26 protein-coding genes are annotated in these 26,781 nt (G+C 71.1%); 1 reads left to right on the forward strand and 25 read right to left on the reverse strand.

Translation table 11 applies throughout. The annotated features are described in order from the left end of the window. Positions 1-91: 91 nt before the first annotated feature. From coaBC to pyrR, 12 genes are all read right to left on the reverse strand, one after another. Positions 92-1,318, reverse strand: coding sequence for a bifunctional phosphopantothenoylcysteine decarboxylase/phosphopantothenate--cysteine ligase CoaBC (gene coaBC, locus M4D82_RS06680; protein WP_249765156.1), 1,227 nt, complete (start codon positions 1,316-1,318; stop codon positions 92-94). A gap of 109 nt (positions 1,319-1,427) precedes the next feature. Then, positions 1,428-1,700: a DNA-directed RNA polymerase subunit omega gene (rpoZ, locus tag M4D82_RS06685; protein ID WP_004948662.1), complete on the reverse strand. Its 273-nt coding sequence runs from the start codon at positions 1,698-1,700 to the stop codon at positions 1,428-1,430. Between the two features lie 61 nt (positions 1,701-1,761). Then, complete coding sequence (gene gmk, locus M4D82_RS06690) at positions 1,762-2,325, reverse strand: guanylate kinase (protein WP_249765157.1); 564 nt, start codon at positions 2,323-2,325, stop codon at positions 1,762-1,764. 61 nt (positions 2,326-2,386) lie between these two features. Then, positions 2,387-2,710, reverse strand: coding sequence for an integration host factor (locus M4D82_RS06695; RefSeq protein WP_249765158.1), 324 nt, complete (start codon positions 2,708-2,710; stop codon positions 2,387-2,389). A gap of 302 nt (positions 2,711-3,012) precedes the next feature. Next, positions 3,013-3,891 (reverse strand): orotidine-5'-phosphate decarboxylase, encoded by an 879-nt coding sequence (gene pyrF / locus M4D82_RS06700; protein ID WP_502988882.1) that lies wholly within the window; start codon positions 3,889-3,891, stop codon positions 3,013-3,015. After that, on the reverse strand, positions 3,888-4,997 hold the full coding sequence (locus M4D82_RS06705) for a quinone-dependent dihydroorotate dehydrogenase (RefSeq protein ID WP_249765159.1): 1,110 nt from the start codon (positions 4,995-4,997) through the stop codon (positions 3,888-3,890). The genes pyrF and M4D82_RS06705 overlap by 4 nt, the downstream gene beginning before the upstream one ends. Positions 4,998-5,077: 80 nt before the next feature. Further along, positions 5,078-8,386, reverse strand: a complete 3,309-nt coding sequence (carB, locus tag M4D82_RS06710; protein WP_249765160.1) for a carbamoyl-phosphate synthase large subunit — start codon at positions 8,384-8,386, stop codon at positions 5,078-5,080. Continuing rightward, a complete protein-coding gene (gene carA, locus M4D82_RS06715) occupies positions 8,379-9,521 on the reverse strand; it encodes a glutamine-hydrolyzing carbamoyl-phosphate synthase small subunit (protein ID WP_249765161.1) in 1,143 nt (380 codons plus the stop codon). The genes carB and carA overlap by 8 nt, the downstream gene beginning before the upstream one ends. Further along, a complete protein-coding gene (locus tag M4D82_RS06720) occupies positions 9,518-10,099 on the reverse strand; it encodes a PH-like domain-containing protein (RefSeq protein ID WP_249765162.1) in 582 nt (193 codons plus the stop codon). The genes carA and M4D82_RS06720 overlap by 4 nt, the downstream gene beginning before the upstream one ends. After that, positions 10,096-11,382 (reverse strand): dihydroorotase, encoded by a 1,287-nt coding sequence (locus M4D82_RS06725; protein WP_249765163.1) that lies wholly within the window; start codon positions 11,380-11,382, stop codon positions 10,096-10,098. The genes M4D82_RS06720 and M4D82_RS06725 overlap by 4 nt, the downstream gene beginning before the upstream one ends. A 2-nt stretch (positions 11,383-11,384) precedes the next feature. Beyond that, positions 11,385-12,380 carry an aspartate carbamoyltransferase catalytic subunit gene (locus M4D82_RS06730; RefSeq protein WP_249765164.1) on the reverse strand — a complete coding sequence of 332 codons (996 nt, stop codon included), beginning with the start codon at positions 12,378-12,380 and terminating at the stop codon, positions 11,385-11,387. A 119-nt stretch (positions 12,381-12,499) separates the two neighbouring features. Then, positions 12,500-13,102: a bifunctional pyr operon transcriptional regulator/uracil phosphoribosyltransferase PyrR gene (pyrR, locus tag M4D82_RS06735; protein ID WP_249765165.1), complete on the reverse strand. Its 603-nt coding sequence runs from the start codon at positions 13,100-13,102 to the stop codon at positions 12,500-12,502. 280 nt (positions 13,103-13,382) lie between these two features. On the opposite strand from pyrR, the gene bldD reads away from it, so the two are divergent. Then, positions 13,383-13,883, forward strand: a complete 501-nt coding sequence (gene bldD, locus M4D82_RS06740) for a transcriptional regulator BldD (RefSeq protein ID WP_007263032.1) — start codon at positions 13,383-13,385, stop codon at positions 13,881-13,883. Positions 13,884-14,076: 193 nt separating this feature from the next. Here bldD and nusB read toward each other — a convergent pair whose 3' ends face one another. The 13 genes from nusB to M4D82_RS06805 all read right to left on the reverse strand — a co-directional run bounded on the left by nusB (position 14,077) and on the right by M4D82_RS06805 (position 26,778). Next, positions 14,077-14,511 carry a transcription antitermination factor NusB gene (gene nusB / locus M4D82_RS06745; RefSeq protein WP_249765166.1) on the reverse strand — a complete coding sequence of 145 codons (435 nt, stop codon included), beginning with the start codon at positions 14,509-14,511 and terminating at the stop codon, positions 14,077-14,079. Between the two features lie 2 nt (positions 14,512-14,513). Further along, positions 14,514-15,080 carry an elongation factor P gene (efp, locus tag M4D82_RS06750; protein WP_249765167.1) on the reverse strand — a complete coding sequence of 189 codons (567 nt, stop codon included), beginning with the start codon at positions 15,078-15,080 and terminating at the stop codon, positions 14,514-14,516. A gap of 59 nt (positions 15,081-15,139) precedes the next feature. Next, positions 15,140-16,246, reverse strand: a complete 1,107-nt coding sequence (locus M4D82_RS06755) for an aminopeptidase P family protein (protein WP_249765168.1) — start codon at positions 16,244-16,246, stop codon at positions 15,140-15,142. Between the two features lie 122 nt (positions 16,247-16,368). Further along, positions 16,369-17,100 carry an AAA family ATPase gene (locus tag M4D82_RS06760; protein WP_249765169.1) on the reverse strand — a complete coding sequence of 244 codons (732 nt, stop codon included), beginning with the start codon at positions 17,098-17,100 and terminating at the stop codon, positions 16,369-16,371. Between the two features lie 46 nt (positions 17,101-17,146). Then, complete coding sequence (gene aroQ / locus M4D82_RS06765; RefSeq protein WP_249765170.1) at positions 17,147-17,587, reverse strand: type II 3-dehydroquinate dehydratase; 441 nt, start codon at positions 17,585-17,587, stop codon at positions 17,147-17,149. After that, positions 17,584-18,675 carry a 3-dehydroquinate synthase gene (gene aroB / locus M4D82_RS06770; protein ID WP_249765171.1) on the reverse strand — a complete coding sequence of 364 codons (1,092 nt, stop codon included), beginning with the start codon at positions 18,673-18,675 and terminating at the stop codon, positions 17,584-17,586. The genes aroQ and aroB overlap by 4 nt, the downstream gene beginning before the upstream one ends. After that, entirely contained in the window at positions 18,672-19,190 is a 519-nt protein-coding gene (locus M4D82_RS06775; RefSeq protein ID WP_249765172.1) for a shikimate kinase, read from the reverse strand. The genes aroB and M4D82_RS06775 overlap by 4 nt, the downstream gene beginning before the upstream one ends. Continuing rightward, positions 19,187-20,371 (reverse strand): chorismate synthase, encoded by a 1,185-nt coding sequence (gene aroC, locus M4D82_RS06780; RefSeq protein ID WP_249765173.1) that lies wholly within the window; start codon positions 20,369-20,371, stop codon positions 19,187-19,189. Before aroC ends, M4D82_RS06775 begins: the two co-directional genes overlap by 4 nt. A 155-nt stretch (positions 20,372-20,526) precedes the next feature. Then, positions 20,527-21,354 carry a shikimate dehydrogenase gene (locus M4D82_RS06785; RefSeq protein WP_249765174.1) on the reverse strand — a complete coding sequence of 276 codons (828 nt, stop codon included), beginning with the start codon at positions 21,352-21,354 and terminating at the stop codon, positions 20,527-20,529. A gap of 6 nt (positions 21,355-21,360) precedes the next feature. Continuing rightward, a complete protein-coding gene (gene mltG, locus M4D82_RS06790) occupies positions 21,361-23,154 on the reverse strand; it encodes an endolytic transglycosylase MltG (RefSeq protein WP_249765175.1) in 1,794 nt (597 codons plus the stop codon). Between the two features lie 128 nt (positions 23,155-23,282). Beyond that, entirely contained in the window at positions 23,283-23,753 is a 471-nt protein-coding gene (gene ruvX, locus M4D82_RS06795; protein WP_030028999.1) for a Holliday junction resolvase RuvX, read from the reverse strand. 2 nt (positions 23,754-23,755) lie between these two features. Continuing rightward, positions 23,756-26,440 carry an alanine--tRNA ligase gene (alaS, locus tag M4D82_RS06800; protein WP_249765176.1) on the reverse strand — a complete coding sequence of 895 codons (2,685 nt, stop codon included), beginning with the start codon at positions 26,438-26,440 and terminating at the stop codon, positions 23,756-23,758. Continuing rightward, the gene (locus M4D82_RS06805; protein WP_249765177.1) at positions 26,440-26,778 is read right to left on the reverse strand and encodes a DUF6167 family protein; all 339 of its coding nucleotides are present in this window, start codon (positions 26,776-26,778) and stop codon (positions 26,440-26,442) included. The genes alaS and M4D82_RS06805 overlap by 1 nt, the downstream gene beginning before the upstream one ends. Positions 26,779-26,781 lie beyond the last annotated feature (3 nt).

Here is a 26,781-nt window from a genome sequence, read left to right on the forward strand (position 1 = left end):
TTGCCCGGACCACCGATCTCGCCCAGTGGGAACGATGTGACCTGCGGCACTACATTCTGACCCATGGATTTCCCGCCGAGAAGGGCGACGCTCATCGACTTCCCGGGGTCTCGGCGCCGGAGAGCCGCGCGGCCACCCGGTCCCAAATCACATCGGCGAGGGCTTCCTTGGGGCCATGGGGCACCGGGCTCTCGGTGCCATCGGATGCCAGGATGACGGCTTCGTTCTCCTCGGAACCGAAGGTCTTGGCCGTGCCGACCTCGTTGACGACGAGAAGGTCACATCCCTTGCGACGGAGCTTCGCACGGCCGTTGGCGAGGACCTCGTCGGTTTCGGCGGCGAATCCCACGACGATCTGACCCGGGCGGGCCCGTTCGGCGGAGATCTCCGCGAGGACGTCGGGGTTGCGCACCAGCGCCACCGGCTCGGGGTCCCGCCCGTCCTGCTTCTTGATCTTGCCGTCGGCGTAGTGGGCGGGCCGGAAGTCCGCCACCGCCGCCGCCATGACGACGGCGTCGGCGTCGGCGGCCGCCTTCAGGACCGCCTCGCGCAGCTGGAGGGCCGTGCCGACGCGGACGACGTCCACCCCGGCCGGGTCGGCGAGGGCGGTGTTGGCCGCGACCAGGGTGACGCGGGCGCCGCGCGCGGCGGCGGTGCGGGCGAGGGCGTAGCCCTGCTTGCCGGAGGAGCGGTTGCCGAGGAAGCGGACCGGGTCGAGCGGCTCGCGCGTACCGCCGGCGCTGACGACCACGTGCCGGCCGGCGAAGTCGGGCGCGACCGCGCCGCGGGCCAAGACCCTGCGGCAGACCTCGTAGATCTCCTCGGGGTCGGGCAGCCGGCCCTTGCCGGTGTCCTTGCCGGTGAGGCGGCCGACAGCGGGTTCGATGACGACGGCGCCGCGTCGGCGCAGGGTGGCGACGTTCTCCTGGGTGGCGGGGTGCTCCCACATCTCGGTGTGCATGGCCGGCGCGAACACCACGGGACAGCGCGCGGTGAGCAGGGTGTTCGTGAGGAGGTCGTCGGCCAGGCCGTGGGCGGCCTTGGCCAGCATGTCGGCGGTGGCGGGGGCCACGACGACGAGGTCGGCCGTCTGACCGATCCGCACGTGGGGCACCTCGTGGACGCTCTCCCAGACCTCGGTGGAGGCGGGGTTGCCGGAGAGGGCGGCCCAGGTGGCCTCGCCGACGAAGTTCAGCGACGCGGCGGTGGGCACGACCCGTACGTCGTGTCCGGACTCGGTCAGTCGGCGCAGCAGCTCGCACGCCTTGTAGGCGGCGATCCCGCCACTGACTCCGAGCACGACCTTCGGCTTACCCACCACACACGCCCCTTCGGCTGGTTCCCGTACCTGCTTCTCGTACGTACCCATGACACACCACAGGCCCGGCAGATGCTCTGCCGGGCCTGTGGTGAAGGATTTCCGTGCCTTACTGAGCCGGGGCCTCGATGGCCTCGGAGGTCAGCAGACCCGCGTTGATCTCGCGCAGCGCGATCGAAAGCGGCTTCTCGTGGACGTGGGTGTCCACCAGCGGGCCGACGTACTCCAGCAGGCCTTCACCGAGCTGCGAGTAGTACGCGTTGATCTGACGCGCGCGCTTGGCCGCGTAGATCACGAGGCTGTACTTCGAGTCCGTGGCCTCGAGCAGCTCGTCGATCGGCGGGTTGATGATGCCCTCGGGCGCAGTGATGGAAGAGGACACGCTCTACCTTCCGAAGATGGGTGAAAGATCAGACATTGACCGACTGAACATCGATCAACGATCAAACAACATTCATCAAGGCTAGCAGCTCGCGTGCCACGTCCTCGACGGAGGTGTTGACCAGGGTGGTGTCGAACTCGGGCTCGGCAGCGAGCTCGATCTTCGCGGCCTCCAGCCGGCGCTCGATCACCTCGGGCGATTCCGTGCCGCGGCCGGTGAGCCGGCGGACCAGTTCCTCCCAGCTCGGCGGGGCGAGGAAGACCAGCTGGGCGTCGGGCTTGGACTCGCGGACGAGTCGGGCGCCCTGGAGGTCGATCTCCAGCAGCACCGGCTCGCCGTTCTCCAGGCGTTCCGACACCGCGCCGCGTGGTGTGCCGTAGCGGTTGCCCGCGAATTCGGCCCACTCCAGCAGCTCGCCGTTGGCGATCAGCTTGTCGAACTCGTCGTCGTTGACGAAGAAGTAGTGGACTCCGTGTCGCTCACCGGGCCGCGGCTTGCGGGTGGTGGCCGACACCGAGAGCCATACCTCGGGGTGGACCTTGCGCATATGCGCGACGACCGTGCTCTTGCCGACCCCCGAGGGGCCGGAGAGCACGGTCAGCCGCGGACGAACCTCTGCTGCCATAGAGCGATTATCCAGGTTCTCGGGACTGCCTGAGAACGCCGGGAGAACTTCGGGGGGCGCCTCAGGCGGCCTTGCCGCCGAACTCACGCTCCAGAGAGGCGATCTGGTTGGAACCGAGACCTCGGACACGCCGGGACTCGGAGATGCCGAGGCGCTCCATGATCTGCTTGGCACGGACCTTGCCGACGCCGGGCAGGGATTCGAGCAGGGCGGAGACCTTCATCTTTCCGATGACGTCGTTCTCCTGACCCAGCTTGATGACGTCGTGGAGGGAGGCACCGGAGTGCTTGAGTCGATTCTTCACCTCGGCCCGCTCCCGGCGAGCCGCGGCGGCCTTTTCGAGCGCTGCTGCGCGCTGTTCAGGGGTAAGGGGCGGAAGAGCCACGCCTACGTCACCTCGGATGTCGAACTGTCGGATACGGACCGGCGCAGGGCTTTGGGCACCACGCCAGGCGAGCTCCCGAACAGCGATGGAACTCGTTCGCTGCTCGTTCACTCTGCTCGGAGACTAGCGGCCAAGGCCGCTCCAGTCAGCGAGAACGGACGAAAAGTCCTGGTCAGCCTCGACTGAACCGTACATCACAGACAAACCACCCGGGTTTTGTCCGGGTAATTACGTTCGAATTCCGTCAAGCCGTGTCTCGCGCCGGTCCGCCGACCCCCCGACCACACCCCTGTCGGGTCCGATCAGGCGGCCACGGCGTCCCGGATCTCGTCCGCGAACCGCTTCGCGGAATCCCGCAGCGCGCTCACGTCCGGACCGTACGCGAGGACGCCCCGCGACACGTTCGGGACGACGTTGCCGACGGCCGCGCCGAAGACGGCCGGCAGGTCGGCGGCGCTCGCGCCCTGCGCGCCGATGCCGGGGGCCAGCAGCGGACCGTTGATGTCCAGGTCGAAGGAGGACAGGTCCCCCAGCGTCGCGCCGACGACCGCGCCGAAGGAGCCCATGGGCGCGGCCCCGGCGTTCTCCGCGGCCAGGTGCGCCAGCATCGTCGCGCCGATGGTGCGCCCGTCCTCGCGCACGGCCCGCTGGACCTCCGCTCCCTCCGGGTTCGAGGTCAGCGCGAGCACGAACAGACCCGCGCCCGATTCCCGCGCGAGGTCGACGGCCGGCTTGAGCGAGCCGTAGCCCAGGTACGGGGAGACCGTGAGCGCGTCCGAGAACAGCGGGGAGGCCGGGTCGAGGAAGGCGGCGGCGTAGGCGGCCATGGTGGAGCCGATGTCGCCGCGCTTGGCGTCCATCAGCACCAGCGTGCCCGCGGCCCGCGCGTCGGCGACGGTCCGCTCCAGCACGGCGACGCCGCGCGAGCCGAAGCGCTCGAAGAAGGCCGCCTGCGGCTTGAAGACGGCCACCTGGTCGGCGAGGGCCTCCACGACCGTGCGGGAGAACCGCTCCAGGCCCGCGATGTCGTCGTCCAGGCCCCAGGAGGCCAGCAGGGCCGCGTGCGGATCGATCCCGACGCACAGGGGGCCCCGGGCGTCCATCGCGGCCCGCAGACGGGCTCCGAAGGGCGTCACAGCGGCGCCGGCGGTCTCGGGGGCCTCAGGGGTCACAGGGCTCACAGCGCGGCCTTTCGGGTCTCGGCGCCCACCGCTTCGGCGAGGGTCGCGTAGGGGCTGGCGGCGAGGCGCGCGGCCAGGCCCTTGTGGATGGCGCGGGCGTAGAAGGGGCCCTCGTAGATGAAGGCGCTGTAGCCCTGGATCAGGGTGGCGCCGGCCAGGATGCGCTGCCAGGCGTCCTCGGCGTTCTCGATGCCGCCGACGCCCACCAGGACGATCCGGTCGCCCACGCGCGCGTACAGGCGCCGCAGGACCTCCAGGGAGCGCTCCTTGACGGGGGCGCCGGACAGTCCGCCGGTCTCCTTGACGAGGGCCGGGGAGGACTTCAGCCCGAGGCCTTCGCGGGCGATCGTCGTGTTGGTGGCGATGATGCCGTCCAGGCCCAGTTCCAGGGCGAGGTCGGCGACCGCGTCCACGTCCTCGTCCGCGAGGTCCGGGGCGATCTTGACGAGCAGCGGGACGCGCCGGTCGGGCACGGCGCGGTCGGCGGCCTCGCGGACGGCGGTCAGCAGCGGGCGCAGGGACTCGGTGGCCTGGAGGTTGCGCAGGCCCGGGGTGTTCGGGGAGGAGACGTTGACGACGAGGTAGTCGGCGTGGCGGGCGAGGCGCTCGGTGGAGAGCACGTAGTCGGCGGCGGCCTCCTCCTCCGGTACGACCTTCGTCTTGCCGATGTTGACGCCGACGACGGTGTTGAAGACGGGCGTACGGGCGGCCAGGCGCGCGGCGACGGCGGCCGAGCCCTCGTTGTTGAAGCCCATGCGGTTGATCAGCGCGCGGTCCGGCACCAGGCGGAAGAGGCGCTTCTTGGGGTTGCCGGGCTGCGCCTGACCGGTGACCGTGCCGATCTCGATGTGGTCGAAGCCGAGCATGGACATGCCGTCGATGGCGACGGCGTTCTTGTCGAAGCCGGCCGCGAGGCCGAACGGGCCGTGCATGCGCAGGCCCAGCGCCTCGGTGCGCAGCTCCTTGTGGCGCGGTGCCAGGGCGGCCGCCACGAAGGTGCGCAGGACGGGGGTGCGGGCGGCGAGGCGGATCCACCGGAAGGCCAGGTAGTGGGCCCGCTCGGGGTCCATCCGCTTGAAGACCAGGTTGAAGAAGAGTTCGTACATCGTCCGGGAGCTCCCTTGTGCGGTCATGGGAAGGGGGACACCGCGGTGTTTCCGGTGTCCCCCTTCCCCTGGACGGGCGATCAGTCGCGGGCGGCCGTCAGCTGCTCCGCGTGCTCCTGGAGGGAGCGCACGCCCACGTCACCGCGGCCCAGGGCGTCGATGCCCTGGACGGCGGCGGCGAGCGCCTGGACCGTGGTCAGGCACGGGACGCTGCGGGCCACGGCCGCCGTACGGATCTCGTAGCCGTCGAGGCGGCCGCCGGTGCCGTACGGGGTGTTGACGATCAGGTCGACCTGGCCGTCGTGGATGAGCTGGACGATGGTCTTCTCGCCGTCCGGGCCCTCGCCCTCGCTGAGCTTGCGCACGACGGTGGCGTTGATGCCGTTGCGGCGCAGGACCTCGGCGGTGCCGGAGGTGGCGAGGAGTTCGAAGCCGTGGGCGACGAGCTCGCGGGCCGGGAAGATCATCGAGCGCTTGTCGCGGTTGGCGACGGAGATGAACGCACGGCCCTTGGTGGGCAGCGGGCCGTAGGCGCCGGCCTGCGACTTGGCGTACGCCGTGCCGAACAGCGAGTCGATGCCCATGACCTCGCCGGTGGAGCGCATCTCCGGACCGAGGACGGTGTCGACGCCGCGGCCGTGGATGTCGCGGAAGCGCGACCACGGCATGACGGCCTCCTTGACGGAGATCGGCGCGTCGAACGGCAGGGTGCCGCCGTCGCCGATCCTCGGGAGCATGCCCTCGGCGCGCAGCTCGGCGATGGTGGCGCCGAGCGAGATGCGGGCGGCGGCCTTCGCGAGCGGGACGGCCGTGGCCTTCGAGGTGAAGGGCACGGTCCGGGAGGCGCGCGGGTTGGCCTCCAGGACGTAGAGGATGTCGCCGGCCATCGCGAACTGGATGTTGATCAGGCCGCGGACTCCGACGCCCTCGGCGATGGCCTCGGTGGAGGCGCGCAGGCGCTTGATGTCGTAGCCGCCGAGGGTGATCGGGGGCAGGGCGCAGGCCGAGTCGCCGGAGTGGATGCCGGCTTCCTCGATGTGCTCCATGACGCCGCCGAGGTAGAGCTCGGTGCCGTCGTAGAGGGCGTCCACGTCGATCTCGATCGCGTCGTCGAGGAAGCGGTCGACCAGCACGGGGCGGGTCGGGGAGATCTCCGTCGACTCGGCGATGTAGGCCTGCAGGCGGGTCTCGTCGTAGACGATCTCCATGCCGCGGCCGCCGAGCACGTAGGACGGGCGGACGAGGACCGGGTAGCCGATCTCGTCGGCGATGGCCTTGGCGCCGGCGAAGGTGGTCGCGGTGCCGTGCTTGGGGGCGGGCAGGCCGGCGTCGGCGAGGACCTGGCCGAACGCGCCGCGGTCCTCGGCGGCGTGGATGGCCTCGGGCGAGGTGCCGACGACGGGGACGCCGTTGTCCTTGAGCGCCTGGGCGAGACCCAGCGGGGTCTGGCCGCCGAGCTGGACGACGACACCGGCGATGGGGCCGGCCAGCGACTCGGCGTGGACGATCTCCAGCACGTCTTCGAGCGTCAGCGGCTCGAAGTACAGGCGGTCGGAGGTGTCGTAGTCCGTCGAGACGGTCTCGGGGTTGCAGTTGACCATCACGGTCTCGTAGCCCGCGTCGCTGAGCGCGAAGGAGGCGTGGACGCAGGAATAGTCGAACTCGATGCCCTGGCCGATGCGGTTCGGGCCGGAGCCCAGGATGATCACCGCGGGCTTGGTGCGCGGGGCGACCTCGGACTCCTCGTCGTAGGACGAGTAGAAGTACGGGGTCTTCGCGGCGAACTCGGCGGCGCAGGTGTCGACCGTCTTGTAGACCGGGCGGACGCCGAGGGCGTGGCGGACCTCGCGGACGACGTCCTCGCGCAGGCCGCGGATCTCGGCGATCTGGGCGTCGGAGAAGCCGTGGCGCTTGGCCTCGGCGAGCAGCTCGGGGTGGAGCTTCTCGGCGGCGGCCAGCTCGTCGGCGATCTCCTTGATCAGGAAGAGCTGGTCGACGAACCAGGGGTCGATCTTCGTGGACTCGAAGACCTCCTCCTGGGTGGCGCCGGCGCGGATGGCCTGCATGACGGTGTTGATGCGGCCGTCGGTCGGGCGGACGGCGGTGGCCAGCAGTTCGGCCTTGTCGCCGGGCTCGCCGACGAAGGTGAACTGGGAGCCCTTCTTCTCCAGGGAGCGCAGGGCCTTCTGGAGGGCCTCGGTGAAGTTGCGGCCGATGGCCATGGCCTCGCCCACCGACTTCATGGTGGTGGTGAGGGTGGCGTCGGCGGCCGGGAACTTCTCGAAGGCGAAGCGCGGGGCCTTGACGACGACGTAGTCGAGGGTCGGCTCGAAGGAGGCCGGCGTCTTCTCGGTGATGTCGTTGGGGACCTCGTCCAGCGTGTAGCCGATGGCCAGCTTGGCGGCGATCTTGGCGATCGGGAAGCCGGTGGCCTTCGACGCGAGCGCCGACGAGCGCGAGACGCGCGGGTTCATCTCGATGACGATGACGCGGCCGTCGACCGGGTCGATCGCGAACTGGATGTTGCAGCCGCCGGTGTCGACGCCGACCTCGCGGATGATCGCGATGCCGATGTCGCGCAGCCGCTGGTACTCGCGGTCGGTCAGGGTCATCGCCGGGGCGACGGTGATGGAGTCGCCGGTGTGGACGCCCATCGGGTCGAAGTTCTCGATGGAGCAGACGACGACCACGTTGTCCTTGGTGTCGCGCATCAGCTCCAGCTCGTACTCCTTCCAGCCGAGGATGGACTCCTCCAGGAGCACCTCGGTGGTCGGGGAGAGCGTGAGGCCCTGGCCGGCGATGCGGCGCAGCTCGTCCTCGTCGTGGGCGAAGCCGGAGCCCGCGCCGCCCATGGTGAAGGAGGGGCGGACGACGACGGGGTAGCCGCCGAGCGTCTCGACGCCCTTGAGGACGTCGTCCATGGAGTGGCAGATGACCGAGCGGGCCGACTCGCCGTAACCGATCTTGGCCTTGACGGCCTCGACGACGCCCTTGAAGAGGTCGCGGTCCTCGCCCTTGTTGATGGCCTCGACGTTGGCGCCGATCAGCTCGACGCCGTACTTCTCCAGCACACCCTGCTCGTGCATGGAGATCGCGGTGTTGAGCGCGGTCTGGCCACCGAGGGTCGGGAGCAGCGCGTCGGGGCGCTCCTTGGCGATGATCTTCTCGACGAACTCGGGGGTGATCGGCTCGACGTACGTGGCGTCGGCGATCTCCGGGTCGGTCATGATCGTCGCGGGGTTGGAGTTGACCAGGATGACCCGCAGGCCCTCGGCCTTGAGGACGCGGCAGGCCTGGGTGCCGGAGTAGTCGAACTCCGCGGCCTGGCCGATGACGATCGGGCCGGAGCCGATGACCAGGACGGACTGGATATCGGTGCGCTTAGGCACGCTCGGCCTCCATCAGAGATACGAAGCGGTCGAAGAGGTACGCCGCGTCGTGCGGGCCGGCGGCGGCCTCGGGGTGGTACTGGACGGAGAAGGCCGGCCGGTCGAGCAGGCGGAGGCCTTCCACGACGTTGTCGTTCAGGCAGACGTGCGAGACCTCGGCGCGGCCGTAGGGGGTCTCGGAGACCTTGTCGAGGGGCGCGTCCACGGCGAAGCCGTGGTTGTGCGCGGTGACCTCGACCTTGCCGGTGGTGCGGTCCTGCACCGGCTGGTTGATGCCGCGGTGGCCGTACTTCAGCTTGTAGGTGCCGAAGCCGAGCGAGCGGCCGAGGATCTGGTTGCCGAAGCAGATGCCGAAGAGCGGGGTCCCCCGCTCCAGGACGCCCTGCATGACGGAGACGGCGTGGTCGGCGGTGGCCGGGTCGCCGGGGCCGTTGGAGAAGAACACGCCGTCCGGGGAGACGGCGTAGACGTCCTCGACGGTGGCGGTCGCGGGCAGCACGTGCACCTCGATGCCGCGCTCGGCCATGCGGTGCGGGGTCATGCCCTTGATGCCGAGGTCCACGGCGGCGACGGTGAAGCGCTTCTCGCCGATCGCGGGGACGACGTACGGCTGCTTGGTGGCGACCTCGGCGGAGAGGTTCGCGCCCTTCATCTGGGGGGCTTCCTGGACCTTCGCCAGCAGCACGGCGTCGTCCATGACGGCGGCGCCGGAGAAGATGCCGACGCGCATCGCGCCGCGCTCGCGCAGGTGGCGGGTCAGGGCGCGGGTGTCGACGCCGGAGATGCCGACGACGCCCTGCCGGACCAGTTCCTCGTCCAGCGAGCGCTTCGAGCGCCAGTTGGAGGGGACGCGGGCGGGGTCGCGTACGACGTAGCCGGAGACCCAGATGCGGGAGGACTCGGGGTCCTCGTCGTTGACGCCGGTGTTGCCCACGTGCGGGGCGGTCATCACGACGACCTGTCGGTGGTACGACGGGTCGGTGAGGGTCTCCTGGTAGCCGGTCATGCCGGTGGAGAACACGGCCTCGCCGAAGGTCTCCCCCACAGCGCCGTAGGCGCGGCCGCGGAAGATCCGACCGTCCTCCAGGACGAGTACGGCGGGAGCTTTGGCTGCTCCCCTGGTGGAGGTCGTCATCGTTCGGCGCCTTCCGTCGTGATGGATGGGTTCATGAGGTTGATCGCCTCGACCCACGCGGCGTGTTCGGCCGCGCGGTCGGAGCGGAATCCGGAGTCGATCAGCTTGTCGCCGTGCGCCCAGGTGACGACGAGCAGACCGCCCTCGGTGAGTACCTTGCCCGCGATTCCCTTGTCGAGGCGGGCGCCGCGCAGCCGCGCGGCCGGTACGAAGAAGTCGGTGGCACCCGGTCGGACCACGTCGAGGCCCGCGTCGGTGAGCGTGAGCTCCACGCGGCTGCGCACCCCCAGACCGTGGGCGACGATCCGGTCGAGCCACTGCCCGGCGGTGGTGGACCCGTGGTACCGGCCGGTGAGGGCCAACCGGTGTTCGGGCAGACCGTCGGGGGCGGCGGGCAGCTCCGGCAGGTCGTCCTGCAGGGCGCCGCGCCATTTCCAGCCCTGCCGCATCAGCCAGTAGACGAAGGCGATGAAGACGACGAGCCCGATCACCCAGGCGATGCGGGCGCCGAAGTTCGTCACCTCCGCCGACTGTCGTTCGGCGGCCTCGGCGGCCAGTTGGATTACTGCAGGTGTCACGCCAGTTTCCCGTCCACGACCGTTGCCCGGCCCCGCAGGAAGGTGTGAGTGACGCGCCCCGGCAGCTCACGGCCCTCGTAAGGCGTGTTGCGGCTGCGGGAGGCGAAGTGTGCGGGGTCCACGACACCACGGTACGAGGTATCGACCAAGGTCAGGTTGGCGGGTTCACCTGCCGAGACGGGCCGGCCGTGGTGGTTGAGGCCGCCGATGCGCGCCGGGGCGAAGGACATCCGGTCGGCGACGCCGGCCCAGTCGAGCAGTCCGGTCTCGATCATCGTCTGCTGGACGACGGACAGCGCGGTCTCCAGGCCCACCATGCCCATGGCGGCGGCGGCCCACTCGCAGTCCTTGTCCTCGTGCGGGTGCGGGGCATGGTCGGTGGCGACGATGTCGATCGTGCCGTCGGCGAGGGCCTCGCGCAGGGCCATGACGTCGCGCTCGGTGCGCAGCGGCGGGTTGACCTTGTAGACCGCGTTGTACGAGCGGACCAGCTCGTCGGTGAGGAGCAGGTGGTGCGGGGTGACCTCGGCGGTGACGTCGATGCCGCGGGACTTGGCCCAGCGGACGATCTCGACGGACCCGGCGGTGGAGAGGTGGCAGATGTGGACGCGGGAGCCGACGTGCTCGGCGAGGAGGACGTCGCGGGCGATGATCGACTCCTCCGCGACGGCCGGCCAGCCGCCGAGGCCCAGCTCGGCGGAGACGACGCCCTCGTTCATCTGGGCGCCCTCGGTCAGGCGGGGTTCCTGGGCGTGCTGGGCGACGACGCCGCCGAAGGCCTTCACGTACTCCAGGGCGCGGCGCATGATCACGGCGTCGTCCACGCACTTGCCGTCGTCGGAGAAGACGGTGACGCGGGCGGCGGATTCGTGCATGGCGCCCAGCTCGGAGAGCTGCTTGCCCTCCAGGCCGACGGTGACGGCGCCGATGGGCTGCACGTCGCAGTAGCCGGACTCCTTGCCCAGGCGCCAGACCTGCTCGACCACGCCGGCGGTGTCGGCGACCGGGAAGGTGTTCGCCATGGCGAAAACGGCGGTGTAGCCACCGGAGGCGGCGGCGCGGGTGCCGGTGAGGACGGTCTCGCTGTCCTCACGGCCGGGCTCGCGCAGGTGGGTGTGCAGGTCGACGAGGCCCGGCAGGAGGACCTGGCCCTCGGCCTCGATGACGGTCGCGCCCTCGGCGGACAGCCCGGTCCCGACCTCGGCGATGGTCTCGCCGTCGATCAGGACGTCCTGCGCGTCGCCGCCGAGTACCTTCGCGCCGCGGATAAGGATCTTGCTCATGGTTACTTGTTCTCCTCGGTGCGCGGGGCGGCGGGGGCGGTGGTGGCGACGGCGGGCTCGGAGCCGCCGAGCAGCAGGTACAGGACGGCCATGCGGGTGGAGACGCCGTTGGCGACCTGCTCGACGGCCGTGCACCGGTCGGAGTCGGCGACCTGGGCGGTGATCTCCATGCCGCGGTTCATCGGGCCGGGGTGCATGACGATGGCGTGCTCGGGCATCTTCGCCATGCGCTCGCCGTCGAGGCCGTAGCGGCGGGAGTACTCGCGCTCGGTCGGGAAGAAGGCGGCGTTCATGCGTTCGCGCTGCACACGCAGCATCATGACCGCGTCGGACTTCGGGAGCACCTCGTCGAGGTCGTAGCCGACCGCGCACGGCCAGGTCTCGACGCCGATCGGGACGAGGGTCGGCGGGGCCACGAGGGTGACCTCGGCGCCGAGGGTGTGCAGCAGGTGGACGTTGGAGCGGGCCACGCGGCTGTGCAGGATGTCGCCGACGATGGTGATCCGGCGGCCGGCGAGGTCCTTGCCGAGTCCGGCGTCGCGGCCGACGAGGCGGCGGCGCATGGTGAAGGCGTCCAGCAGGGCCTGCGTGGGGTGCTCGTGGGTGCCGTCGCCGGCGTTGACGACGGCGGAGTCGATCCAGCCGGAGGTCGCGAGCCGGTAGGGGGCGCCGGAGGCGTGGTGGCGGATGACGACCGCGTCCGCGCCCATGGCCTCCAGGGTGAGGGCGGTGTCCTTCAGGGATTCGCCCTTGGAGACCGAGGAGCCCTTGGCGGAGAAGTTGATGACGTCGGCGGACAGCCGCTTGGCGGCCGCCTCGAACGAGATCCGGGTGCGGGTCGAGTCCTCGAAGAAGAGGTTGACGACCGTGAGGCCGCGCAGGGTGGGCAGCTTCTTGATCGGCCGGTCGGCGACCCGGGCCATCTCCTCGGCGGTGTCGAGGATCAGGACGGCGTCGTCGCGCGTGAGGTCGGCGGCCGAGATGAGGTGGCGCTTCATCCGGTTGGCTCCGTAGGTCTGGAGGGCAGGCAGGCTGGGGGCTTGCTGGAGGTGCGGGCGGCGGGCAGGGCAGGCCTCGGCACGGACCCCGCTGGTGCGGAATCCGGGCGCGGGAGCGTCTACTGTCCGGGCGCCCGGTCGGTCCGCTGGCCGAGCAGCACGGCGTCCCGGCCGTCCTCCTCCTGGAGCTGGACCTTGACGGTCTCCCGCAGCGACGTCGGGAGGTTCTTGCCCACGTAGTCGGCGCGGATCGGGAGCTCGCGGTGGCCCCGGTCGACGAGGACGGCGAGCTGGACGGAGCGGGGGCGGCCGATGGCGCCGAGCGCGTCGAGGGCGGCGCGGATGGTGCGGCCGGAGAAGAGCACGTCGTCGACGAGGACCACGAGACGGCCGTCGATGTCATCGCCGGGGATCTCGGTGCGGCCGATGGTCCGCGCGGGCTTCAGGCGCAGGTCGTCGCGGTACATGGTGATGTCGAGGGAACCGACCGGGATCTTCGTGCCGGTGATCTCTTCGAGCTTGGCCGCCAGCCGGCGGGCGAGATGGACACCGCGGGTGGGGATGCCGAGCAGCACCACGTCGTCGGCGCCCTTGGCGCGTTCGACGATCTCGTGGGCGATGCGGGTCAGAACCCGGGCGATGTCCTGCGCCTCCAGTACGGGGCGCGCCGCGGCGGTGCCGTCCTGAGACGGGGCCACCTCGGGGGAAACCTGGCTGTCCATGAAAAGGACCTCCTTCTCCGCCTCACGGGACGGACCTTAAAGGACGTCTGATGTACGCCGTCCACCGTACCAGCACGGTGGAGCCCGCCTCGCACCCGGGCCGCGCGCGGCCCCTCGTAAGGGGGCGTGGATGACCATTCGGCTTGACGCATCCAAGTAACGCTGCGTAACCTCACAGTGAGTTACCAGCCGCGCGGCGGAGCCGCATGTTGTTAGTCGGCACACGTCCATGTCGTCACGGCGTCCATGTCGTCACAGCGTCACAGCGTCCGGGAGCGTTATGTCCAGCGAATACGCCAAACAGCTCGGGGCCAAGCTCCGCGCCATCCGCACCCAGCAGGGCCTCTCCCTCCACGGTGTCGAGGAGAAGTCCCAGGGCCGGTGGAAGGCCGTTGTGGTCGGGTCCTACGAGCGCGGGGACCGCGCCGTGACCGTCCAGCGCCTCGCCGAGCTGGCGGACTTCTACGGGGTTCCGGTCCAGGAGCTGCTGCCGGGCACGACCCCCGGCGGGGCGGCCGAGCCGCCGCCGAAGCTGCGCCTCGACCTGGAGCGCCTGGCGGGCGTCCCCGCCGAGAAGGCCGGCCCCCTCCAGCGGTACGCGGCCACCATCCAGAGCCAGCGCGGCGACTACAACGGCAAGGTGCTGTCGATCCGCCAGGACGACCTGCGCACCCTCGCCGTCATCTACGACCAGTCGCCCTCGGTCCTCACCGAGCAGCTGATCAGCTGGGGCGTCCTCGACGCCGACGCGCGTCGCGCCGTCGCCCACGAGGACATCTAGTCCCCACAGGCCTCGGCAGAAACGTTACCGGCGGGTGCCGGTGCCCCTTCCGGGGCGCCGGCACCCGCCGTTCGCGTTTCGCGCCTCAGGGGCGTACGGAGCGCGGGGGAGAACGAAGGGCCCGCGACGCGTGCGTCGCGGGCCCTTCCGTACGGCGTTCGGCCTGCCGGCCCCGGCTCTCGGCGGCGGCTTCTCAGCTCTCGCTGCGGCGCAGGTTCGGCTTCAGGTCCTTGAAGCGTCCCAGGAGACCGTTCACGAACGACGGCGACTCGTCCGTGGAGAACTCCTTGGCCAGCTGGACCGCCTCGTCGATCGCCACGGCGTCCGGGGTCTCGTCGACCCAGATCAGCTCGTAGGCGCCCAGCCGCAGGATGTTCCGGTCGACGACCGGCATACGGTCGAGCTCCCAGTCCACGGCGTAGGTGACGATCAGGTCGTCGATGCGGTTCACCTTGTCGGCGTACCCCTCGACAAGATCCATCGTGTAGGCGCTGACCGGCGGCTGCCGGTCGTCGGACCGCGCGTGGCGGATCCAGTCCGCGAGGACCTCCCGCACGGGGACCCCGCGCTGGTCGGCCTCGAAGAGGATCTGGAAAGCGCGCTTGCGCGCGTTGCTCCGGGCAGCCACGGTTAGCTGCTCACCCGGCCGAGGTAGGCGCTGGTGCGGGTGTCGACCTTGACCTTCTCGCCGGTGGTGACGAAGAGCGGGACCTGGATCTCGTGGCCGGTCTCCAGGGTGGCGGGCTTGGTGCCACCGGTGGAGCGGTCGCCCTGGACACCCGGGTCGGTCTGCTCGATCGTCAGCTCGACGGCGGCCGGGAGCTCGACGTAGAGCACCTCGCCCTCGTGCTGGGCGACGGAGGCGGTGAAGCCCTCGATCAGGAAGTTCGCGGCGTCGCCGACGGCCTTCTTGTCGACCATGAGCTGGTCGTAGGTGCTCATGTCCATGAAGACGAAGTACTCGCCGTCCATGTACGAGAACTGCATGTCACGCCGGTCGATCGTGGCGGTCTCGACCTTCGTGCCGGCGTTGAACGTCTTGTCGACGACCTTGCCGGAGAGCACGTGCTTGAGCTTGGTGCGCACGAAGGCCGGGCCCTTGCCGGGCTTGACGTGCTGGAACTCGACGACGGACCAGAGCTGGTCACCGTCGAGCTTGAGCACCATGCCGTTCTTGAGGTCGTTCGTGGAAGCCACGGTTGCGGATTCTCCTGCACTGGAAGACCACGGGTGCGCGCCCAGTCCGGAGAAGCGGACTAGAGCGCGAGCAGCTCCTTGGTCGTAATGGTGAGTAGCTCGGGACCGCCGTCCGCCTCGGGGCGCACGACGAGCGTGTCATCGATCCGGACACCTCCCCGGCCGGGGAGGTGAACCCCCGGTTCGACGGTGACCGGCACGCAAGCGTCCAGTTTACCCATTGCCGTAGGTGCAAGCTGCGGGTCCTCGTCGATTTCGAGTCCGACCCCGTGTCCCATCCATCCGGCGAGGGCCTCGCCGTGCCCGGCGGAGTCCAGTACGGACCGTGCCGCGCGGTCGACGTCACGGTACGCGGCGCCCGGCAGCAGGGCCTCCCGGCCGGCCCGCTGAGCGGCGAAGACGACGTCGTACAGCTCGATCTGCCAGTCCGCCGGCGTGGTGCCGATCACGAAGGTGCGGCCGATCTCGCAGCGGTAGCCCCGGTAGTTCGCGCCCAGGCAGACGGAGAGGAAGTCGCCCTCCTCCACCCGCCGGTCGGAGGGCCGGTGGCGGGAACGGCCCGAGTGGGGGCCGGTGCCCACGGAGGTGGGGAAGGCCGGGCCGTCGGCGCCGTGGTCGACGAGGCGGCGTTCCAGCTCCAGCGCGAGGTGCCGTTCGGTGCGGCCGACGAGGATCGACTCCAGCAGCTCGCCGAGGGCCTGGTCGGCGATCTCGGCGGCGATCCGCAGGCAGGCGATCTCCTCCTCGTCCTTGACGAGGCGCTGCTGTTCGACCGCCGACCCCAGGTCGGCCAGCCGCAGCCGGGGCGCGACCGAGCCGAGGGCCCGGTGCCGGGCGACGGTGAGGTGGTGCTCCTCCACCGCCAGGGACTCCGCCCGCGCGGACGCCGCCAGGTCGGCGGCGGCCACGGCCGGGTCGGCGCCGGGGCCGGGCAGGACGCACAGCCGCAGGCGCTCGTCGAGACGCCCCTCGTCGACCTCACCGGACGGGGTGGCGGCGCTGAACAGCACGTCCTCCCCCGGCCCGATCAGCAGGACGGCGCCCGGCGGGAACGCCCCGGAGAGGTAGCGGACGTTCGCCGGACGCGTGATCAGTACCGCGGAGTGGCCCGAGGCGGCGCAGCGGTCGCGGAGCAGGCCCCGGCGGTTCGCGTACACGTCTGACATGTATTCGAGCCTACGAGGACCCGGCGGATCCGGCCCGGCGAGCGCGTCCGGACGGGGCCGCGGCGGCGGGGGCGGCCGGCGGGGGGCGCGGTGGAGGCCCGTACGGGCCGTCGTACGAGCCGTCAGCCCGCCGGGGCGGCCAGGGCCCGCGCGAGGGCCTCGTCCAGGGCGCGGGCGGTGCCCTCCACGTCGAGGTGGGAGTTGTCGATGATCGGCAGGCCGGAGCCGTACCAGCCGGCCATCCGCCCGTGGATCCGGGCGACTTCCTCGTCGGACAGGCGCCGGTTGCCGGAGCGGGCGGCGTTGCGCTCCAGGACGATCTCCAGGCCGGGCAGCAGCACCACGGGCAGCAGCCCGGGGCCGACGTGCCGCTTCCAGCCGCCGAGGCCCACCACGGGCCGGTCCGGGAAGACGGCGTCGTCCAGGATGCAGGAGATGCCGTTGGCCAGGTAGTTGCGGGCGGCGAAGCCGCAGGTGCGGCGGGCCAGGCGGTACTGGGCCTCGGAGTGTTCGTTCCAGCCGGCCTGCGGGTCGGCGAAGCCGGAGCGGACCCACTCGCGCACGTCGTCCAGGCTGATGTGCGCGGTGGCCACCGGGCGGCTCGCCGCCCAGTGGCGGGCCACGGTGGTCTTGCCCGCACCCGCCGGGCCGATGAGCAGCACGGCCAGGGTGGCGCCGCCCGTGCCCGGCGCGGGGGGCCGGTGCGGCGCGGCGGCGGCCGGTGGCAGGGGGATGTGCCCCGTCGCGTCCGGGACCGGCGCCGGCGGCCGGCCCTGCTCGGGGGGTATCGGCGGCTGCGGGGGCACCGCCGGGTGGTGTCCCGGCGGCCCCCAGCCCCCCACTCCGTGCTGCATCCGCGCCACTCCGTCTCGTTCAGGCGACTGATGCGAGAACGTTATCTCAGGCCGTGACCTCTTCGGCCAGCGCGCGCAGCGCCAACCGGTAGGAGCCCAGTCCGAAGCCCGCCACGGTCCCGGTGGCCACGGCCGCGATGACCGACGTGTGCCGGAACTCCTCACGGGCGTACGGGTTGGAGATGTGCACCTCGATGAGCGGCGCGGTCCGCTGGGCGGCCGCGTCGCGCATGGCGTACGAGTAGTGCGTGAAGGCGCCCGGGTTGATGACGACGGGAATCTTCCCGTCGGCCGCCTCGTGCAGCCAGCGCACGATCTCGCCCTCGTCGTTGGTCTCGCGGACCTCGACGTCGAAGCCGAGTTCCCCGCCCAGGGTGCGGCAGCTCTCGACGAGTCCGGCGTACGAGGTGGCCCCGTACACGTCGGGCTCGCGCGAGCCGAGCCGGCCCAGGTTGGGGCCGTTGAGGACGAGGACCTTGCGGCTCACGCCGACACCTCGCCGTAGGCGGCGACCAGGTGGGCCGGGTCGGGGCCTTCGAGGACGGTCGGCTTGCCCAGTCCGTCGAGGACGATGAAGCGCAGCAGGTTGCCCCGCGACTTCTTGTCGACCTGCATGGTCTGGAGCAGCTTGGGCCACTGGTCGCCGCGGTAGGTCAGCGGCAGGCCGACGGAGGCGAGGACCGTCTTGTGCCGGTCGGCCGTCTCGTCGTCGAGCCGGCCCGCGAGCCGGCCGAGTTCGGCGGCGAAGACCATGCCCACCGAGACGGCGGCGCCGTGGCGCCACTTGTAGCGCTCGTTCTTCTCGATGGCGTGCGCGAGGGTGTGGCCGTAGTTGAGGATCTCCCGGAGCCCGGATTCCTTCAGGTCGCTGGAGACCACGTCGGCCTTGACCTGGATGGAACGCACGATCAGCTCGGCGGTGTGCGCGCCGGCCGGCGTACGGGCGGCGGCCGGGTCCTCCTCGATCAGGTCGAGGATCACCGGGTCGGCGATGAAACCGGCCTTGATGATCTCGGCGAGGCCGCTGACGTAGTCGTTGACCGGCAGGGACTCCAACGCCGCCAGGTCGCAGAGGACCCCGGCCGGCGGGTGGAAGGCGCCGACGAGGTTCTTGCCCTCGGCGGTGTTGATGCCGGTCTTGCCGCCGACGGCGGCGTCCACCATCGCGAGGACGGTGGTCGGGACGGCGACCCAGCGCACGCCGCGCAGCCAGGAGGCGGCGACGAAGCCCGCGAGGTCGGTGGTCGCGCCGCCGCCGACGCCGACGATGACGTCGGTGCGGGTGAAGTTGGACTGCCCGAGGGCCTTCCAGCAGTACGCCGCGACCTCGACGGTCTTGGCCTCCTCGGCGTTCGGCACCTGGATGGCGATCGCCTCGTAGCCCTGTTCGGCCAGGTCGGCGCGCAGGGCCTCGCCGGTCTCGGCGAGGGCCTCCGGGTGGATCACCGCCACGCGCTGGGCCTTGGTGCCGATCAGGGAGCCGAGCTCGCCGAGCAGCTGCCGGCCGACCAGCACGTCGTACGGGTCGTGGCCGGCGCTGCCGCCGACGTGGATCCGCGTCACCTGGTCTGTCATACGTCCTTCAACTCCAGTGCGTCGAGGACCGCCTGGGCGACCTCTTCGGGGGTGCGGTCGTCGGTGGCCACCACGACGCGCGCGACTTCGGTGTACAGGTGGCGTCGGGCCTCCATCAGCTCGCGCCACTGGCGGCGCGGGTTGACGGCGAGCAGCGGGCGCGCGGCGCCGAGTCCGACGCGGCGCACGGCCTCCTCGACGTCCATCGACAGGTAGGCCACGGGCAGCCCCGAGAGCAGGGCGCGCGTGCCCTCGTCGAGGACGGCGCCGCCGCCGAGGGCGAGGACTCCGGTGTGCTCGGCGACGGCGGCCGCCACGGCCCGCCGTTCCAGCTCACGGAAGTACGGTTCGCCCTCGTCGACGAAGATGTCGGAGATCTCCCGGCCCTGGGCCGCGACGATGTCGGCGTCGGTGTCCCGGTAGGGGACGCCGAGCCGTTCGGCGAGCAGGCCGCCCACGGTGGACTTGCCGGAGCCCATGGGGCCGACGAGGACGACCAGGGGGCCGCCGGTCACCGGATCTGCAGGTTGTCGAGGTACGACCGCACGTTGCGGCGGGTCTCGGGGACGGAGTCACCGCCGAACTTCTCGACCAGCGCGTCGGCGAGGACCAGCGCGACCATGGCCTCGGCGACGATGCCCGCGGCCGGGACGGCGCAGACGTCGGAGCGCTGGTGGTGCGCGGCGGCGGCCTCGCCGGTCGCCACGTCCACGGTGGCGAGGGCCTTCGGGACGGTCGCGATGGGCTTCATCGCCGCGCGTACGCGCAGCAGTTCGCCGGTGGTCAGGCCGCCCTCGGTGCCGCCGGAGCGGCCGGAGGCGCGCTTGATGCCCTCGGGGGTGGAGACGATCTCGTCGTGGGCCTGGGAGCCGGGCACGCGGGCCAGATCGAAGCCGTCGCCGACCTCGACGCCCTTGATGGCCTGGATGCCCATGAGCGCGGCGGCGAGGCGCGCGTCGAGGCGGCGGTCCCAGTGGACGTGCGAGCCGAGCCCGACGGGCACCCCGTACGCCAGGACCTCGACGACGCCGCCGAGGGTGTCGCCGTCCTTGTGGGCCTGGTCGATCTCGGCGACCATCGCCTTCGAGGCGTCGGCGTCGAGGCAGCGCACCGGGTCGGCGTCGAGCTTCTCGACGTCGGCGGGGGTCGGCAGGACTCCGTAGGGGGCCTTGGCCGAGGCCAGCTCCACCACGTGGGAGACGATCTCGATGCCGGCGGCCTCCTTGAGGAAGGACCGGGCGATCGCGCCGAGGGCGACGCGGGCGGCCGTCTCACGGGCGCTGGCGCGCTCCAGGATCGGGCGGGCCTCGTCGAAGCCGTACTTCTGCATGCCCGCGAGGTCGGCGTGGCCGGGGCGCGGACGGGTCAGCGGCGCGTTACGGCCGGTGTCCTTGAGCAGCGAGGGGTCGACGGGGTCGGCCGACATGACCGTCTCCCACTTCGGCCACTCGGTGTTGCCGATCATGACGGCGACCGGGGAACCCAGCGACAGCCCGTGGCGGACGCCGCCGAGGAAGGTCACCTCGTCCTGCTCGAACTTCATCCGGGCGCCGCGGCCGTAGCCGAGCCGGCGCCGGGCCAGGTGGTCGGCCACCAGCCCGGTGGTGACCGGGACGCCGGCGGGAAGGCCCTCCAGCGTCGCAACCAGCGCCGGTCCGTGCGACTCTCCGGCGGTCAGCCAACGCAACCTGCTCAACGATGCTCCTCATGCTCGCGCCTGGCACTGCGACGACGCGACCGGGTGCGCTGCCCCGGACCCGCCATACCCTGATCCTCCCACGTCCGGGCGGGTGAACCGGCGTCCGGTCCAGCTATCGGACGCCGGATCCGTCAGGTGGCGCGCGGGATCCGTCAGTGGCGGGCCGCGAGCGCCCGCTCACCGGCCGTCCGCATCGCGGCCAGCGGGCCCGGGGTGCGGCCCGTCATCCGCTCCACCTGGAGCACCGCCTGGTGCACGAGCAGGTCGAGGCCGCCGACGAGGGCGCCGCCCCGGCCGGACCAGGCCGCGGCGAGGGCCGTGGGCCAGGGGTCGTAGAGGACGTCGAAGAGGGTGCCCGGGGCGTCGGGGACGCTCGCCGCGAGGTGGTCGGCGGCCCCGGCCGGGGTGGTCGCGATGACCAACGGCGCGCTCAGGGCCTCGGCCGCGTCCGCCCAGTCGGCGGTGCGGACGGCCACACCGAGCCGCTCGCCCCAGGCCCGCATCTCGTCGGCGCGGGCGGAGGAGCGGACGTACGCGGTGACCTCGCCGGTGCAGATCCGGCCGAGGGCGGCCAGCGCGGAGGAGGCGGTGGCGCCGGCCCCGAGGATGGCGGCCGAGGGCACCTTGTCCACGCCGCGCTCGTGCAGGGCGGCGACGATCCCGGGGATGTCGGTGTTGTCGCCGAGGCGCCGGCCGTCCTCGGTGACGACGACCGTGTTGACCGCCTCGACCGAGGCGGCGGTGTCGCTGATCCCGTCGAGCAGCGGGATGATCGCCCGCTTGAGCGGCATCGTCAGGGACAGCCCCGCCCATTCGGGCCCCATGGCGGCCACGAACCCCGGGAGCGCGGCCTCGTCGATCTCGAACCGGTCGTAGGACCAGTCGACGAGGCCGAGTTCCCGGTAGGCGGCGCGGTGCAGCACCGGCGAGAGGGAGTGCTCGATGGGCGAACCCAGCACCGCGGCCCGTATCCGTGACATGTCCTGCTACCCGCCGTTCTTCTTCTGCGCCTGCCGCTCTTGGAACTCGTCCGCGAGCTTCTGGTGTTCCTCGTAGGTCTTCGTGAAGGTCGTCTTGTCGCCGTCGACCGACACGAAGAACATCCAGCCGCCGCGGTCGGGGTCGAGCGTAGCGGTCAGCGCGTCCGCGCCGGGGTTGCCGATCGGGCCGGGCGGCAGTCCCTTCACGAAGTGCGTGTTGTACGGGTCGTCGAAGGCCTGGGCCTGCTTCAGGTTGAAGTTGATCTCGCTCTGGTTCTTGACGTAGTTGTACGTCGAGTCGAACTGGAGCTTCTGGTTCGTGACGTCGTTGGTCTTCTTGAGGCGGTTGTAGACCACCTCGGACATCTTCCGGAAGTCGTCGTGGTTCTTGCCCTCGGCGTTGACGAGGCTGGCCACGGTGACGACCTGGAGCGGGTTCTCCAGGCCCAGTTCCTTGGCCTTGGCCTCGATGCCGAGCTCCGCGTACTTGCCGCTCGCCCGCTGGACCATTTGCTTCAGCAGGGACTCGGGGGTGACGTCCTTGCCCAGGTCGTAGCGGGCCGGGAAGAGGAAGCCCTCCAGCGGGTCCTTGAGCTTCGGGTCCTTGCCGGCCCAGGCGGGCAGGCCGAGGTTCTTGGCCTCGCGCTGCGCGATGTCGCGGGTGGTGCCCGCGGGCTTCTGCAGCTTCTTGTCGATCATCTCGTAGACCGCGGTGTTGCGCGTGCCCTCGGGGACGATCAGGACGTGCAGCTTCGAGGGGTCGAGCATCAGCGCGACGGCGGCCGCCGCCGACATGCGCTTCTTCAGCGGGTAGACACCCGGCTGGATGGTCTTGCCCTTCCCGGTGGCGTTGGCGGCGTCCACGAAGGCCTGGGCGCTCGCGACGACCCCGGCCTCCTTGAGGATGCGGCCCATCTGACCGAGCCCCGCGCCGCCGGGGATCTGTACGTCGACGGTCTCCTCGGAGCCGGAACCCGCGTAGTCCTCGGCCGCGCCGAAGCGGGCCTTCAGGTAGCTGTAGCCGTAGTAGCCGCCACCGCCGACGACACCGACGATGACGAGGGCGGCGATCAGGCAGGCCGCGCCGCTGCGCTGTTTGCCCTTGCCACCCTTCGAGCGGCCCGAGCGGCCCGCGCGCCGGCCGCCGCCGGGGCCGTCATCGTCGCCGGAGCCGCGGCCGCCGGCCGCGAGGGCGGACTCCTCGGAGTCCTCCTCCGCCGCCTCGTCCGCTTCCGCTTCGGGTTCCGCTTCGGTTTCGAGGTGGCGCAGGCCCGGGGGCGTGGGCGGCGGGTACGCGTCCTCGGTGGTGTAGAGGTCGGGGGCGTCGGCCGGGTAGGCGCCGACGGCCTGCTGCGCGTACGGGTCCGTGCCCGCGTACGGGTCGGTCTGCACGTCGGCCACCAGGTACGGGGCCTGGCCCTGGCCGTGGCCCTGCATCTGCCCCGCGGTGTCCCAGCCCTGGCCGTCGTACGTCGGCTGCTGCGGCGGGGCGTAGCCCTGCTGCTGTTCCACGAACTGCGGGTACTGCGCGGGGTATTCCTGGTACTGCTGGTGCTGCTGTGCGTACTGCTGCTGTGCGTACTGCTGCTGCTGCTGCTGTGCGTACTGCTGTTCGGCGTACTGCTGCTGGTGCTGCGGCTCCTGGGAGTACTGCGGTTCCGGCGCGTACTGCTGCTGCGGGTCACCGCCATAGGGCACCTGGCCCTGCTGGGTCTGGGACGCGGTCCACCCCTGGTCCCCGTAGAGGGGATCAGCGGGGTGCCACGGTTCGGAGCCACCGCCCCGGCCATACTCGGTCATCGGTCCCCTAGAGCCGCGAGACGAAGGCCACGGCTTCCGTCGGCCGCGACACCCGGTTCCGCCTCTTCAGTGGTGGGCGACGGCTGTTCGAATGCCGTCTCATCGCGCGGAACGTTACCGTATCGCGATCAGACAACCACTTCGACGCACTCACCGGGCGGATTACCTGATACCCGTTCGGTCTCCAGAGCGTTCTGCAGGATGACCACAGCGGCCGCCTGGTCGATGACCGAACGGCCCTTCTTCGCGTTCCTCCCCGAGGCCCGCAGGCCCTGGGCGGCGGTGACCGTGGTCATCCGCTCGTCCACCAGCCGGACCGTCACCGGCTTGATTCCCTTGGCCAGTTCGTTCGCGAAGGCACGCACCTTGGCCGCGGCGGGCCCCTCCCGCCCGCTGAGCGAGCGGGGGAGGCCGACCACGACTTCGAGGGGCTCGTACTCCTCGACGAGCTGCCGCAGCCGCCTGTGGGCGAAGGGGATGTCCCGGCCCGGCACGGTTTCGACGGGTGTGGCCAGCACCCCGTCGGGGTCGCAGGACGCGACCCCGATCCGGGCGTCGCCCACGTCGATGGCCAGTCGGCGGCCGCGGCGCAACGTCATCGTCAGACCGTCTCCACTACGAGGCGCTCGACGGCGCTGATGGCCTCCGGGATGGCTCCCGGGTTCTGGCCGCCGCCCTGGGCCACGTCCGGCTTGCCGCCACCGCCGCCGCCGAGGGTCTTGGCGGCGGTACGGACCAGGTCGCCGGCCTTGAGGCCGCGCTCGCGGGCCGCCTCGTTGGTGGCGATCACGGTCAGCGGGCGATCGTTCGCCACGGCGAACAGCGCGACGACGGCGGGACGGTCCCCCTGCCCCGACATGTGACCGAGCCGCCCGCGCACGTCGAGGACCAGCTTGCGCAGGTCGTCGGCGCCGGTGCCGTCCGGCACCTGACCGACCACGAAGGCCACGCCGCGGATGTCCTGGGCGTTCTCGGCGAGTCCGGCGGCGGCCTGGAGGACCTTCTCCGCGCGGAACTTCTCGATCTCCTTCTCGGCGTCCTTCAGCTTGCCGAGCATGGAGGCGATCTTCTCCGGCAGCTCCTCCGGACGGCCCTTGACCAGCTCCTGGAGCTGGGCGACGACCGTGTGCTCCTTGGCGAGGAAGTTGTACGCGTCCACGCCCACCAGCGCCTCGACGCGGCGGACGCCGGAGCCGATGGAGGACTCGCCGAGCAGCTTCACCAGACCCAGCTGGGCGGTGTTGCCGACGTGCGTGCCGCCGCACAGCTCCTTGGAGAAGTCGCCGATGGTGACGACGCGCACGCGCTCGCCGTACTTCTCGCCGAACTCGGCGATGGCGCCCTGCTTCTTCGCCTCGTCGATGCTCATGATCTCGGCGGTGACGTCGAGCTCGCGCGAGAGCACGTCGTTGATCTTCTGTTCGACGTCGGTGAGCACCGTGCCGGGGACGGCGTTCGGGGAGCCGAAGTCGAAGCGGAAGCGGCCGGGCGAGTTCTCGGAGCCGGCCTGGGCGGCCGTCGGGCCGAGGGCGTCGCGCAGCGCCTGGTGCGTCAGGTGGGTGGCCGAGTGGGCGCGGGCGATGGCCCGGCGACGGTTGACGTCGATGGCGGCGTACGCGGAGGCGCCCACCGTCACCTCGCCGACCTGGACGGAGCCCTTGTGGACGGAGACGCCCGGGACCGGCTGCTGCACGTCGCGGACGACGATGACGGCGCCCGAGTCGAGCTTGATCCGGCCCTGGTCGGCGAGCTGGCCGCCGCCCTCGGCGTAGAACGGGGTGCGGTCGAGGACGACCTCGACCTCGTCGCCCTCGGAGGCGGCCGGCGAGGAGACGCCGTTGACCAGCAGGCCGACGATGGTGGCCTCGCCCTGGTTGGTGGCGTAGCCGGTGAACTCGGTGGCGCCGGAGCCGTCGGCGATCTCCCGGTAGGCGGACATGTCCGCGTGGCCGGTCTTCTTGGCCTTGGCGTCGGCCTTGGCGCGGTCGCGCTGCTCCTGCATGAGGCGGCGGAAGCCCGGCTCGTCCACGGAGAGGCCCTGTTCGGCGGCCATCTCCAGGGTGAGGTCGATCGGGAAGCCCCAGGTGTCGTGGAGCAGGAACGCCTTGTCGCCGGAGAGGACCGTGCCGCCGGAGGCCTTGGTCTCGGTCACGGCGGTGTCGAGGATGTTCGTGCCGCCCTTGATGGCCTTGAGGAAGGCGGCCTCTTCGGCGAGCGCGACGGTCTCGATGCGCTTGCGGTCGGTGATCAGCTCCGGGTACTGCTGCCCCATCGTGTCGATGACGACGTCGATGAGGTCCTTGACCACGGGGCCGGTGGCGCCCATGAGGCGCATGTTGCGGATGGCGCGGCGCATGATGCGGCGCAGCACGTAGCCGCGGCCCTCGTTGCCGGGGGTCACGCCGTCGCCGATGAGCATCACGGAGGTGCGGATGTGGTCGGCGACCACGCGCATCGAGACGTCGGTGTTCTGGGCGGCGCCGTAGCGGACACCGGTCAGCTCGGTGGCCTTGTCCATGACCACGCGCAGCGTGTCGGTCTCGTACATGTTCCGCACGCCCTGCAGGATCATCGCGAGGCGTTCGAGGCCGAGGCCGGTGTCGATGTTCTTCGACGGCAGGTCGCCGAGGATCGGGAAGTCTTCCTTCCCGTCGCCGGCGCCGCGCTCGTACTGCATGAAGACCAGGTTCCAGATCTCCACGTAGCGCTCGTCGTTGACGGCCGGGCCGCCCTCGACGCCGAACTCGGGGCCGCGGTCGTAGTTGATCTCCGAGCAGGGGCCGCAGGGACCCGGGACGCCCATGGACCAGAAGTTGTCCTTCTTGCCCAGACGCTGGATGCGCTCGGCGGGCACACCGATCTTCTCGCGCCAGATCTGCTCGGCCTCGTCGTCGTCGAGGTAGACGGTGATCCAGAGCTTCTCGGGCTCCAGGCCGTAGCCGCCGTCCGCCACGGAGCTGGTCAGCAGCTCCCAGGCGTACCGGATGGCGCCTTCCTTGAAGTAGTCCCCGAAGGAGAAGTTGCCGCACATCTGGAAGAACGTGCCGTGGCGGGTGGTCTTGCCGACCTCTTCGATGTCCGGCGTACGGACGCACTTCTGCACGCTGGTGGCGCGGGGGGCCGGGGGCTTGGTCTCGCCGAGGAAGTACGGCTTGAAGGGCACCATGCCCGCGTTGACCAGCAGCAGAGTCGGGTCGTCCGCGATGAGCGACGCCGAAGGGACAACGGTGTGACCGCGCTCCTCGAAGAAGCTCAGCCAGCGGCGGCGGATTTCAGCCGACTCCATCAGTGGTCCTCATTCCGGTTGTACGAAAACTTCGGGGTGGTCTTGTCGTTCTGGATGGCCCGCAGCCGCCGCGGCCCCGGGAGGGCGGTGACGTTGTCGGGCCGGTCGGGGTCCTGGTGGAGCCCCAGTGCGTCGTTCAGCTCGTCCTCGCGCTGTGTCATTCCCGCCTTGACGTCGAGGGCGAAGTCCTTGAGGCGGTGGCCCGCTTCCACGGCCTTGTCGGCGGCCTGGGCGGCGAGGCTCTCCGGCGTCAGCTTCTTCAGCTGCCGGTTGACCTTGGTGGTGGCCCACACGCCGGCGGCGGCGCCTGCGGTGAACCAGAAGGCTCGGCGGAACATCGG

It is taken from the genome of Streptomyces sp. RerS4 (assembly GCF_023515955.1).
Lineage (GTDB): Bacteria > Actinomycetota > Actinomycetes > Streptomycetales > Streptomycetaceae > Streptomyces.